General features: G+C 62.5%; 10 protein-coding genes. 7 read left to right on the top strand and 3 right to left on the bottom strand.

Annotated features, from left to right (window positions below; all coding sequences use genetic code 11):
• From ACV17W_RS13830 to ACV17W_RS13840, 3 genes are read right to left on the bottom strand one after another with little or no spacing between them, the layout of a single operon-like run.
• A complete protein-coding gene (locus ACV17W_RS13830; RefSeq protein ID WP_462592915.1) occupies window positions 1-2334 on the bottom strand; it encodes a CHASE2 domain-containing protein in 2334 nt (777 codons plus the stop codon).
• 19 nt (window positions 2335-2353) lie between these two features.
• On the bottom strand, window positions 2354-3457 hold the full coding sequence (locus ACV17W_RS13835) for a FecR domain-containing protein (RefSeq protein ID WP_462592916.1): 1104 nt from the start codon (window positions 3455-3457) through the stop codon (window positions 2354-2356).
• 24 nt (window positions 3458-3481) lie between these two features.
• On the bottom strand, window positions 3482-4225 hold the full coding sequence (locus ACV17W_RS13840; RefSeq protein ID WP_462592917.1) for a response regulator transcription factor: 744 nt from the start codon (window positions 4223-4225) through the stop codon (window positions 3482-3484).
• A 238-nt stretch (window positions 4226-4463) separates the two neighbouring features.
• Here ACV17W_RS13840 and ACV17W_RS13845 point away from each other — a divergent pair, with 238 nt between their 5' ends.
• The 7 genes from ACV17W_RS13845 (at window position 4464) to rplC (ending at window position 11584) form a co-directional block, all read left to right on the top strand.
• A complete protein-coding gene (locus tag ACV17W_RS13845) occupies window positions 4464-5177 on the top strand; it encodes a response regulator transcription factor (protein WP_462592918.1) in 714 nt (237 codons plus the stop codon).
• 656 nt (window positions 5178-5833) lie between these two features.
• On the top strand, window positions 5834-6211 hold the full coding sequence (rpsL, locus tag ACV17W_RS13850; protein WP_005017264.1) for a 30S ribosomal protein S12: 378 nt from the start codon (window positions 5834-5836) through the stop codon (window positions 6209-6211).
• Between the two features lie 168 nt (window positions 6212-6379).
• Window positions 6380-6850 carry a 30S ribosomal protein S7 gene (rpsG, locus tag ACV17W_RS13855; protein WP_012251773.1) on the top strand — a complete coding sequence of 157 codons (471 nt, stop codon included), beginning with the start codon at window positions 6380-6382 and terminating at the stop codon, window positions 6848-6850.
• Between the two features lie 24 nt (window positions 6851-6874).
• Complete coding sequence (gene fusA, locus ACV17W_RS13860; protein WP_462592919.1) at window positions 6875-8977, top strand: elongation factor G; 2103 nt, start codon at window positions 6875-6877, stop codon at window positions 8975-8977.
• A gap of 78 nt (window positions 8978-9055) precedes the next feature.
• Complete coding sequence (gene tuf / locus ACV17W_RS13865; protein ID WP_462592907.1) at window positions 9056-10246, top strand: elongation factor Tu; 1191 nt, start codon at window positions 9056-9058, stop codon at window positions 10244-10246.
• A gap of 71 nt (window positions 10247-10317) precedes the next feature.
• Window positions 10318-10629 carry a 30S ribosomal protein S10 gene (gene rpsJ, locus ACV17W_RS13870; protein ID WP_012251770.1) on the top strand — a complete coding sequence of 104 codons (312 nt, stop codon included), beginning with the start codon at window positions 10318-10320 and terminating at the stop codon, window positions 10627-10629.
• 265 nt (window positions 10630-10894) lie between these two features.
• Complete coding sequence (gene rplC, locus ACV17W_RS13875) at window positions 10895-11584, top strand: 50S ribosomal protein L3 (protein WP_462592920.1); 690 nt, start codon at window positions 10895-10897, stop codon at window positions 11582-11584.
• Window positions 11585-11589 lie beyond the last annotated feature (5 nt).

The raw sequence follows: 11589 nt of genomic DNA on the forward strand, positions 1-11589 counted from the left end.
TCATGTTTCGTAGGCGGTATCGTCCAGGGCCATGGGCAGGCTCAAGGTAAATGTTGTGCCCACCCCGCGAATGCTGTGCACCGTGATGTGTCCGCCATGGCGCTGCGCCACGGTTTTCACGAAGGCGAGTCCCAGGCCGGATCCGCTGACGTCGGACTCGTGCGCCTCACCGGTGCGAAAGAACGGCAAGAACAGGCGCTCTTGTTCCTCGGCGGCGATACCCGCGCCCGCATCTTCCACATCGACATTCCAGGTCTGATCATCGCCCGCCTGGACCCGTAGCCACACCCTGCCTCCGGCGTAACTGTATTTGATGGCGTTATCCAGCAGATTGCAGATGGCGCGGCGAATCAGCGTATGGTCACCGTAAGCCAGCGCCGGGGCGTCCGGGGCCTGCACATGCATGGCGATATTGCGCCGCTGGGCCGTTGCCCAGAACTCGTCCGCAGCATCTTGCGCCAGGTCAGTCAGATTCAGTCTGGCGTGGCTGATGTCCATCGACTCGGCACGCGTGAGCTGGATGAAATCGTCCACCAGACCCAGCGTTCGATGTGCGAGGCTGGCGATACGGGTCAGGGCCTCTTGCGGTACGCCTTGCCCGGGCTGGCTCTGGTTGAGCGCCACGAGTGCGAGGATCGAATTCTGCGGCGCTCGCATGTCGTGGGATATGAAGCGCAAGGTTTCTTCACGCTGGCGCTCGGCCTGCCGGATGGCGCTGATATCGCTCAGCGTGACCACCAGACCCGCATGGGCGCCCCGCGCCGTACGGAAGGGGGCGCACCTGATCAACAGGTCCTGCCCCGCGCGGTCTCGCACTTCGACGTTGACCCGTTCCTGCGCCGTGGGAGCGCCCGTGGGCTCAGCCCGGGTGCGCAAGGCCGCGCTGATCAGTTGGCGCGTGGGAGCGTCTTCGAACGCCTTTTCCAGAACGGGCGCGAGTGCGCTTCCGGTACGCGGGGGCCGAATGCTCAGGTTCAGGAAATACATGACGGCCGGGCGATTGCGGAACTGCAGGCGACCCGTGTGATCGACGACCAGTGTGGCGTCTGGCATGCCATCCAGGCCGTCTATAAGAAAGCGCCGAAGGTTTCGCACCCTGCTCAGCGCCTGATCGAGCTCGGCGACATGCTGGTCCAGCGAGCGGCTGATACGCAGGTCTTGCGGAATGGCTTCGTGCATTACCGGGGGATACTCGCGGCGCAGGCGTGCCATTTCCTTGGTCATGTAGCGCAACGCGGCTTCCTGGCTGCGCCAGCTCCACACCGGGTAGCAGATGGCGAGTCCGAGCAGCGCGGCGGAGGGGGGTATCCACAGATCTCCCCATGTCAGCGTCACCGTCGCGCCTATCAATACCACCAGGAACAATAGCGAGGCGTACAGCAAAGTCTGCCGGGGAGACAACCGCGGCAGAGCCAGGCACAGCAACAGTACCGGCGCCGCGCTGATCAGCGCATTCAGCCACCACGGCGTGGCGCACACCACCCGGTCGTCCCGTACCGACTGAAGCATGCTGCTCATGATCTCGACGCCCGAGATTCCGCTGGTGCTGTGGGAGACCGGGGCCGGGAAAACGTCGCCCATGCCGGTGGCCCAGGCGCCCACCATGACGTACTTGTCACGGAAGTAATCGGCCGGCAGGTCGCCGCGCAGCACCGATACGTAGGAAATCATGTGGAAGCTGCCCGGCGGACCCGCATAAGGAATCAGGGTGGAGCCCGCCGGCAGGTGGCTCGTGAAGTTGCGCACCGCCTCATCCTGGCCTCCCACCTGCAGCATGGCCAGGGCAAAGTGCAGCCACTGGACGCCGTGTATTTCATGCTCCCAGGTAACTTGCCGAACTACGCCGTCGACGTCGGGCGCGATATTGATATAACCCAGGCCGGCGGCCGCGTCCGCCAAAGGAGCCACCGGCTGTTCCACCCGCGTGGGGTGCTGGACATTGTCGAGCACGACGGGCAGCACGACGCGCCCCTGCCGGCGGATGGCGTCCGCGAATATTCGGTCGCTGTCGGGCTGCTGGAGCTCGGGCTCGGCAAATACGATATCGAGCCCTACTGCACGCGCGCCTTGCAGACGATCCAGCAAGGCTGCGTGTACGGCACGTGGCCACGGCCAGCGTCCCACAGCGGCCACGCTTTCGTCGTCGATCACGATGATCACGACATCGTCGGCGCGCGGCTGCTTGACCAGCGAAATGGCGCGATCGTACGCAATCTGGTCGAGCCGGCCCAGACCATTCAACGAACCCAGCAAGGCGGTCAGCACCGCCAGGGCGATGGTAAGTGCTACCCGCGAATACGGGATGCGTCTGCGACCATATATCCCGGTAGGCATCGCGAGGCCGCGGCGCGGCTCAATAGTCGGACAGGGTGACCACGCCGCCGTGTTGCAGCGTTACAGGCAGGCCAGAGGCCGTGGTAAGCACATTGGCTCCCTCAAAACTCAAGCTGGCGTCACGCCCTTCCAGGCCCGCCGCATCCACGGCGCGTACCACGACAAAGTACGTCCCGGCGCCCGGCGCCGAGAAACGGATGTCCGGACCAGGGAACCGCTGTGACGATGTCAACTCCATGCCGAGCGCATCGCGCGCCACGTGCACCTGGTAGGCCACCGCCCCGGGCACGGGCGTGACTGACGCGGTCCATTGGCCGCCACCGGCCCGTTGCGCCTCGCCCAACCGGGGAGCGGGCAGCAATGGATGTATGCCTATGAGCGCGCCGTCGGCCGCGACCGCTGCGCCCTGCCCGGTGGCCACGGCCACGGCTTTGCCCGGGTGCTGCTCGGGGGCATGGGCTTGCAGCCGCACGCTGCCCTCAACCACTTCGCTGCGGGCGCCCTCGCTGTTGGCACGCACGCGAAAGCGGGTTCCACGGACCCCCGTCACGGCTACCGGTGTTCGCACCTCGAACCGTCCGACGCCCTGGCCGGACGGCGCGACATGCGAATCCACCACACCGCTTTCCACGCGCAGGATGGAATCCGTGAGCGCCGTGCCCTGGAACTGGCGCAAGCGCTGCAGCTCGGTGGTGCCTTGCTGGGGCAACGTGATCTTCGTGCCATCGGCCAACTCAAGCGTCACGAACCCATTGGCCGCCGTGGTGATGGTGGAACCCTCGGGAACCGGCATGCCCACGCGAACCGGCGCGCCATCGATATCGGCCCGGCCGCTGACGTGCACGACTTGCGTGTGCGCGGGTTCCACGGGAATCATCGAAAAAGGGATGTGCAGCTCGTAGCCGATCATCAAGCGATAGGGGTCGGCAATCGAATTCACACGCTGCAACGCGCTCCAGTTGGACTCGCTGCGTGTATACGTGTCGGCGAGCTCGATCAAAGTGTCGCCGGGGCGGATCTTATAAATGAAGTCGTCGCCCAGTGCTCCGATCGGCTGCGCCGAGGCGAATCCGGCAGTGGCCATGCAAAGAAAAACGAAAACGCGCGCCGATCGCAATGTCATGAAAAAACCTCCTATTGCCTGGGCTCATTGGCCAGGCGTTTGTGTCGCATCTGCGCTCTCGTTCAACACTTCCAGCCGGTATCCCAACGCGTACGAGGCAGCGAGCCGTACGCCGTTCTCGGGCCGCAACTGCAGCTTCTGGCGTATGTTCGACAGGTGCGTGTCCAGCGTGCGCGAGGTGGCGGGAATCTCGCGGTTCCATACACTTTCGGCCAGGACGTTGCGTGACAGCAGGCGGCCTACATTGCGAAAAAACAGTTGGGCCAGCTCGAATTCTTTCGGTGCCAGGGTCACTTCTGTTCCGTTCAGCGCGATGACGCGCTTCGCCGGGTCGATGTGGTACGAAGCCACCTTGAAGGGGGCATGTTCAGGCACGACCGCCTGGGTGCGGCGCAACAATGCGGTGATGCGCGCAAGCAACTCGGCAGGGCGTAGCGGCTTTACCACATAATCGTCGGCGCCGGCGGCCAGCCCCTGCACCAGATCCGCTTCCTGGTTGCGGCTGGTCAGGAAAATGATGGGCATCTGAAAGCCCAGGGTGGCGCGCAGTTGCCGCAGTACTTCATCACCTGTCATATCGGGTACTTGCCAGTCCAGAATAATGAGATCGAAATCCCTGTTACGAGCGGCGGCAAGTAAATCGCGGCTACGCTGGAAGCTTCGGCATGCGTAACCGGCAGAGTCCAGCAGCTGCTGGATAAGGCGTGCCTGATCAAGGTCGTCTTCCAGCGAGGCGATGCTTACGGGCTTGTTCACTGAATGGAGCATGTTCGGCCCTTTCCGTTCAAGCGCGCGGGACGCGCGACGCGATACCGCATAGCGATGATAACGCGTCGTTGCGTATCCTTGAATCTTGCAACAATGTGAACGTCAAATATTGTGAAGTTGACAAAGATTAACTACGGTTTGGCGCAGAAACTCTCCACACTGTCTCAGAAATGTCGCACTGCGAAGCACCCGGCAGGCCGCGTGTTTCAAAGAGAAGACGACCTTCAGGGACATTGTTATGAAGCAAATCAAGGTACTGATCATGGTGCCCGATGCAACAATGCGTGCACAAACCGCAGAGACTTTGTTGCAGGCGGGCATCGCTGCAGAAGCGTGCGGCACCCCGCTCGAGCTGTTCAAACAGCTGGATGCGGCACAATTCGATGCAACCGTATTGGATATCGACGAACTTGGCGAAATCGGTTACGCCCTGCTTTCCCGGTTGCGCGCCTCGCCTTCACTGGGGATCGTTGTAATCGGGTCAACAAGCGGTGTGGAAGGGCGGTTACGCTGTCTGCAAAGCGGAGCCGATATCTGCCTGCCCCATCCCGCAGACCCTCGTGAGCTGGCTTGTGTCCTGTTGGCATTGGCGCGCCGGCTGCCGGGCCGCATGCCCGAAAGGCCGAGCGCGGCAGACAGTTCCGAGTCCGCGGCAGGTCGCTGGGAATTGCGGGACCAGAACTGGACCTTGTTGTCACCCGCCGGTGTGGCGATTTCGCTGTCCGCGAACGAACGGCTGGTGGTCCAGGCGCTGCTCGATGTCGCCGGGCGCGCGGTCAGCCGCGCCGAACTCAACCAGAGGCTCGAATCCGACAGCAGTATCGGTCGTAGCGGGGGCGCCCGCAGTATCGATGTCATCGTCAGCCGCCTGCGGCGCAAAGCCGAGCTGGCCGGGGCCACGTTGCCCATTCGTACCGTGTACGGCAGCGGCTATCTTTTCGCCAACCAATAAGATTCAGTACCCGGGCGCTGCCCCGGTGCGCCAACCGCAATGGCAACGGCAGCGGGCGACTCCAGCCGCATGCCACGTGCAGCTGTCCGTGCGATATCCGGCCAGCGCGGCCGCGGCGGGCCAAGGCCAGGCCATGGCCGGGCGCTGGCAGCCTCCCCCAGTTCGACGGTCCGGATCGGGGCGCAGGCATCTGCCCCTTATTTTGACTCGGCTTCCCGTCTGTCTGCTTACTGGCACCATCCCGGCCGGCACTCGGCCGACACCAGTGCGGCAGACCAGTCCGTGCGCATTGCGCCCGCCACGGCAACCGCGGACCGCACCCTGCGGCAGGCCAGCAATCCGGCTTTGACACACCCTATGATCTGGGTTATGCTGACGGGCTTACTGCTTTATTCGCGCATAAAGTAGCCTTGCCTATTCCAAGGTGGCAAGCCCGGTTTTGGGTTTGTTCCAGCGGGGTTTGCTCCATCGGTTCAGGCCACGGCTGCCGCTTTATGCGTGTTAACTGCAAGACCCGCTCTTTTACGTACGGAACGTTTGAGGCGGTTTTGCGTGAACTGCCTCTCGCGGGTGGTGCCAGCCTCGCCAGGGCGGCCAGCCGCGACAAGAGTACACAAAGTACTTACCAGTGGTACGTAAAAGGGATTTAAAAGGTCATGCCTACCATTAGCCAGCTCGTGCGCAAGCCGCGCGAAGTCAGCATCATCAAAAGCAAGAGCCCTGCGCTCGAAAACTGCCCGCAGCGTCGCGGCGTGTGCACCCGCGTGTACACCACCACCCCCAAGAAGCCTAACTCCGCCCTGCGTAAGGTTGCGAAGGTGCGCCTCACCAACGGCTACGAAGTCATTTCGTATATCGGCGGCGAAGGCCACAACCTGCAAGAGCACTCGGTGGTCCTGGTTCGCGGCGGCCGTGTGAAAGACTTGCCGGGTGTGCGTTACCACATCGTGCGCGGGTCGCTCGACCTGCAGGGCGTCAAGGATCGCAAGCAGGCTCGCTCGAAGTACGGCGCCAAGCGCCCGAAGAAGGCCTGATCGGCGTTTCACCCGTTTTTTGCAGTACCCCGGCCGCGCGCAAGCGTCGCCACAGTGCAACCGCGCCAGCCCCTTGTCGGGACGGTGCGCGGCACGTAAGGGGCCGTCCCGATGGACGGCCATGGCCGTGAAGATCACGGTTCAACTGAACTGACACAAGGAAGCAACATGCCCCGTCGTCGCGAAGTACCCAAGCGCGAGATTCTGCCCGATCCCAAGTTCGGCAGCGTCGAACTCGCCAAGTTCATGAACGTCGTCATGCTGGACGGCAAGAAGGCCGTCGCCGAGCGCATCGTCTATGGCGCGCTCGAGCAGGTTCAGGCCAAGACCGGCAAAGAGCCGATCGAAGTCTTCAGCCTGGCGATCAACAACATCAAGCCGATCGTCGAAGTGAAAAGCCGCCGCGTGGGCGGTGCCAACTACCAAGTGCCGGTTGAAGTGCGCCCTGTGCGCCGCCTGGCCTTGGCCATGCGTTGGCTGCGCGAAGCCGCGAAGAAGCGCGGTGAAAAGTCGATGGATCTGCGCTTGGCTGGCGAACTGATCGACGCCTCTGAAGGTCGTGGCGCCGCGATGAAGAAACGCGAAGACACGCACAAGATGGCCGAGGCCAACAAGGCCTTCAGCCATTTCCGCTGGTAATTTAAGGTTAAGGACACCCCTACCATGGCCCGCAAAACCCCGATCGAGCGCTATCGCAACATTGGCATCTCTGCGCATATCGATGCAGGGAAAACCACCACGACCGAACGCATTCTTTTCTACACCGGCGTCAACCACAAGCTGGGCGAAGTTCATGATGGCGCAGCCACCATGGACTGGATGGAACAAGAGCAAGAGCGTGGCATCACTATTACGTCGGCGGCTACGACGGCGTTTTGGCGTGGCATGGCCGGCAACTACCCCGAGCACCGCATCAACATCATCGACACCCCGGGACACGTGGACTTCACCATCGAAGTCGAACGTTCCATGCGCGTGCTCGACGGTGCGTGCATGGTGTACTGCGCCGTGGGCGGCGTGCAGCCGCAGTCTGAAACCGTATGGCGCCAGGCCAACAAGTACGGCGTGCCTCGCCTGGCGTTCGTCAACAAGATGGACCGCACCGGTGCCAACTTCTTCAAGGTCTACGACCAGTTGAAGACGCGTCTGCGCGCCAACCCGGTTCCCATCGTGATCCCGATCGGCGCCGAAGACACCTTCAAGGGCGTCATCGACCTGGTCAAGATGAAAGCCATCGTCTGGGACGAGGCCAGCCAAGGCACGAAGTTCGACTACGTCGACATTCCGGCCGAACTGGAAACCGTTGCCCAGGAATGGCGTGAGAAGCTGGTCGAAGCCGCCGCCGAGTCGACCGAGGAACTGATGAACAAGTACCTCGAAACCGGCGCGCTCGATGAAGCCGAGATCAACGCGGCCATTCGCCAGCGCACCATCGCCGGCGAGATCCAGCCCATGCTGTGCGGCACCGCCTTCAAGAACAAGGGCGTGCAGCGCATGCTCGACGCGGTCATCGACTACCTGCCCTCGCCGATCGACATTCCGCCGGTGGGTGGCCAGGACGACGACGGCAATGAAGTGTCGCGCAAGGCCGACGACGGCGAAAAATTGTCGGCGCTGGCGTTCAAGCTGATGAGCGACCCGTTCGTGGGCCAGCTGACCTTCGTGCGCGTGTATTCGGGTGTGCTGAAGTCTGGCGATACCGTCTTCAACCCCATCAAGGGCAAGAAAGAACGCGTCGGCCGTCTGCTGCAAATGCACGCGAACAACCGCGAAGAAATCAAGGAAGTTCTGGCGGGCGACATCGCCGCTGTGGTGGGCCTGAAAGACGTCACCACCGGCGAAACGCTGTGCGACATCGATTCGCACATCCTGCTCGAGCGCATGGAGTTCCCCGAGCCCGTGATTTCGCAGGCCGTCGAACCCAAGTCGAAGGCCGACCAGGAAAAAATGGGTCTGGCTCTGGCGCGCCTGGCCCAGGAAGATCCTTCGTTCCGCGTGCGCAGCGATGAAGAATCCGGCCAGACCATCATTTCCGGTATGGGCGAGCTGCACCTGGAAATTCTGGTCGACCGCATGAAGCGTGAATTCGGCGTGGATGCCAACGTCGGCAAGCCGCAGGTGGCTTACCGCGAAACCATCCGCAAGACTTGCGAAGAAGTCGAAGGCAAGTTCGTCAAGCAATCGGGCGGTCGCGGCCAGTACGGTCACGTGGTGCTGAAGCTCGAGCCGCTGCCCCCGGGCGGTGGTTACGAGTTCGTCGACGCCATCAAGGGCGGCGTGGTGCCTCGCGAGTACATCCCGGCTGTCGATAAGGGCATCCAGGAAACCCTGCCGTCGGGCATCCTGGCCGGCTACCCCGTGGTAGACGTCAAGGTCACGCTGTTCTTCGGTTCGTACCACGACGTCGACTCGAACGAAAACGCGTTCAAGATGGCCGGCTCGATGGCCTTCAAGGACGGCATGCGCAAGGCCAGCCCCGTGCTGCTCGAGCCCATGATGGCCGTAGAAGTCGAGACGCCGGAAGACTACGCTGGCACCGTGATGGGCGACCTGTCCTCGCGGCGCGGCATGGTGCAGGGCATGGACGACATGGTTGGTGGCGGCAAGACCATCCGGGCCGAGGTTCCCCTGGCCGAGATGTTCGGATACGCCACGAACCTGCGTTCGCTGACGCAAGGGCGCGCCACCTACACGATGGAATTCAAGCATTACTCCGAGGCCCCCAAGAACGTCGCTGACGAAGTCATCGCCGCTCGGGCCAAGTAAATAACCGTCGCCATGCTTCCGCGATCCGGGGGCGTGGCAAATTATCCAAGTTTCCTTGAAAGTCAAAGGACAGAGATCATGGCAAAAGGCAAGTTTGAACGTACCAAGCCGCACGTGAACGTGGGTACGATTGGTCACGTTGACCACGGCAAAACGACGTTGACGGCGGCGATCACGACCGTGTTGTCGACGAAGTTCGGCGGGGAAGCCCGCGGCTACGACCAGATCGACGCGGCGCCGGAAGAGAAAGCGCGCGGCATCACGATCAACACGTCGCACGTGGAATACGAGACGGAAAGCCGTCACTACGCGCACGTTGACTGCCCGGGCCACGCTGACTATGTGAAGAACATGATCACGGGCGCGGCGCAGATGGACGGCGCGATCCTGGTGTGCTCGGCCGCTGACGGCCCGATGCCGCAGACGCGTGAGCACATTCTGCTGAGCCGCCAGGTTGGCGTGCCGTACATCATCGTGTTCCTGAACAAGGCCGACATGGTTGATGACGCCGAGCTGCTCGAGCTGGTGGAAATGGAAGTTCGCGAACTGCTGTCGAAGTACGACTTCCCGGGCGACGACACGCCGATCATCAAGGGTTCTGCCAAGCTGGCGCTCGAGGGCGACAAGGGCGAGCTGGGCGAGCAGGCGATCCTGAAGCTGGCCGAAGCGCTGGACACGTACATCCCGACGCCGGAGCGCGCGGTTGACGGTGCGTTCCTGATGCCGGTTGAAGACGTGTTCTCGATCTCGGGTCGTGGCACGGTGGTCACGGGCCGCGTCGAGCGCGGCATTGTGAAGGTTGGCGAAGAAATCGAAATCGTGGGCATCAAGCCGACGGTCAAGACGACGTGCACGGGCGTGGAAATGTTCCGCAAGCTGCTGGACCAGGGCCAGGCGGGCGACAACGTTGGGGTGCTGCTGCGCGGTACCAAGCGTGAAGACGTCGAGCGTGGCCAGGTGCTGGCCAAGCCGGGTTCGATCACGCCGCACACGGACTTCACGGCCGAGGTGTACATTCTGTCCAAGGAAGAAGGTGGCCGTCATACGCCGTTCTTCAACGGTTATCGTCCGCAGTTCTACTTCCGTACGACGGACGTGACGGGCTCGATCGAGCTGCCGAAGGACAAGGAAATGGTGCTGCCTGGCGACAACGTCTCGATGACGGTCAAGCTGCTGGCACCGATCGCCATGGAAGAAGGTCTGCGCTTCGCCATCCGTGAAGGCGGTCGTACCGTCGGCGCCGGCGTCGTCGCCAAGATCCTCGCCTAAGGCGACCACCCCATAGCGAAGGCGGCGAGTCCTCTTCTACCGCCTTCGCCTTTCGTTCTTTAGGAAACACCATGAAAAACCAGAAGATCCGTATCCGCTTGAAAGCCTTCGACTACAAGCTGATCGATCAGTCCGCTGCCGAGATCGTCGACACCGCCAAGCGCACCGGCGCCGTGGTCCGCGGCCCCGTGCCGCTGCCTACCCGCATCCGCCGCTACGACGTACTGCGTTCGCCGCACGTGAACAAGTCGTCGCGTGATCAGTTCGAAATCCGCACGCACCAGCGTCTGATGGACATCGTGGATCCCACCGACAAGACCGTGGACGCACTCATGCGCCTGGACCTGCCGGCCGGCGTCGACGTCGAGATCGCGCTGCAGTAATCGGTTCGGGCTTACTAGCCCGTAGCAATGGCCGCATCCTTCGGGACGCGGCCATTTTGTTATGCGCTTCCCGAGTTAAGTGCTTGTGTTGACTCTGCGGAGCATGCTAATATGCAAAGCTTGCCATTTTGTGGCGAGAGCAACCCTGGCCGAATGTTCTGCAACAGCAGGGCGGGCGGTTCTGGTTACTTAGTCCTGTAGGGTGAAAGCCTTTACCTTTTGCCTGATTAGCCCCGACCAATCGTAGTCGGGAATGGAGAAAACAATGTCGAATTCGACGTCCACGCCCGCCGCTCATCGGCTGGGTCTGGTGGGTCGCAAGGTCGGCATGACCCGCATTTTTACCGAGGAAGGTGAATCCATCCCGGTAACCGTGCTGGACGTGTCGAACAACCGCGTGACCCAGATCAAGTCGCAAGAAACCGACGGCTATGCCGCGGTCCAAGTGGCTTATGGCACTCGTCGTGCCTCGCGTGTGGCTCAGCCGCAAACCGGCCACTATGCGAAAGCCGGCACCGAAGCCGGTAGCATCCTGAAAGAATTCCGCCTGGATCCGGCCCGTCTGGCCGAATTCACCCCTGGCGCCGTCATCGCCGTGGAATCTGTCTTCGAAGCCGGCCAACAGGTCGACGTCACGGGCACCACCATCGGTAAGGGTTTCGCCGGCACGATCAAGCGTCACCACTTCGGTTCGCAGCGCGCTTCGCACGGTAACTCGCGTTCGCACCGCGTGCCGGGCTCGATCGGTCAGGCGCAAGACCCGGGCCGCATCTTCCCCGGCAAGCGCATGGCTGGCCATCTGGGCGATGTGACCCGTACCGTTCAAAACCTCGACGTCGTGCGTGTAGACGCCGAACGCGGCCTGCTGCTGGTCAAGGGCGCCGTGCCCGGCCACGCTGGCGGCGATGTCGTCGTGCGTCCGGCCATCAAGGCGCCGGCCAAGAAGGGGGCGTAAGCAAC

Source organism: Bordetella sp. MIP270_01_BMS (assembly GCF_054958705.1).

What these genes read in the sequence shown, in the direction of transcription:
- ACV17W_RS13830 (WP_462592915.1), bottom strand. Translation starts at nt 2,334, where the DNA reads ATGCCTACCGGGATATATGGTCGCAGACGCATCCCGTATTCGCGGGTA.
- ACV17W_RS13835 (WP_462592916.1), bottom strand. Translation starts at nt 3,457, where the DNA reads ATGACATTGCGATCGGCGCGCGTTTTCGTTTTTCTTTGCATGGCCACT.
- ACV17W_RS13840 (WP_462592917.1), bottom strand. Translation starts at nt 4,225, where the DNA reads ATGCTCCATTCAGTGAACAAGCCCGTAAGCATCGCCTCGCTGGAAGAC.
- ACV17W_RS13845 (WP_462592918.1), top strand. Translation starts at nt 4,464, where the DNA reads ATGAAGCAAATCAAGGTACTGATCATGGTGCCCGATGCAACAATGCGT.
- rpsL (WP_005017264.1), top strand. Translation starts at nt 5,834, where the DNA reads ATGCCTACCATTAGCCAGCTCGTGCGCAAGCCGCGCGAAGTCAGCATC.
- rpsG (WP_012251773.1), top strand. Translation starts at nt 6,380, where the DNA reads ATGCCCCGTCGTCGCGAAGTACCCAAGCGCGAGATTCTGCCCGATCCC.
- fusA (WP_462592919.1), top strand. Translation starts at nt 6,875, where the DNA reads ATGGCCCGCAAAACCCCGATCGAGCGCTATCGCAACATTGGCATCTCT.
- tuf (WP_462592907.1), top strand. Translation starts at nt 9,056, where the DNA reads ATGGCAAAAGGCAAGTTTGAACGTACCAAGCCGCACGTGAACGTGGGT.
- rpsJ (WP_012251770.1), top strand. Translation starts at nt 10,318, where the DNA reads ATGAAAAACCAGAAGATCCGTATCCGCTTGAAAGCCTTCGACTACAAG.
- rplC (WP_462592920.1), top strand. Translation starts at nt 10,895, where the DNA reads ATGTCGAATTCGACGTCCACGCCCGCCGCTCATCGGCTGGGTCTGGTG.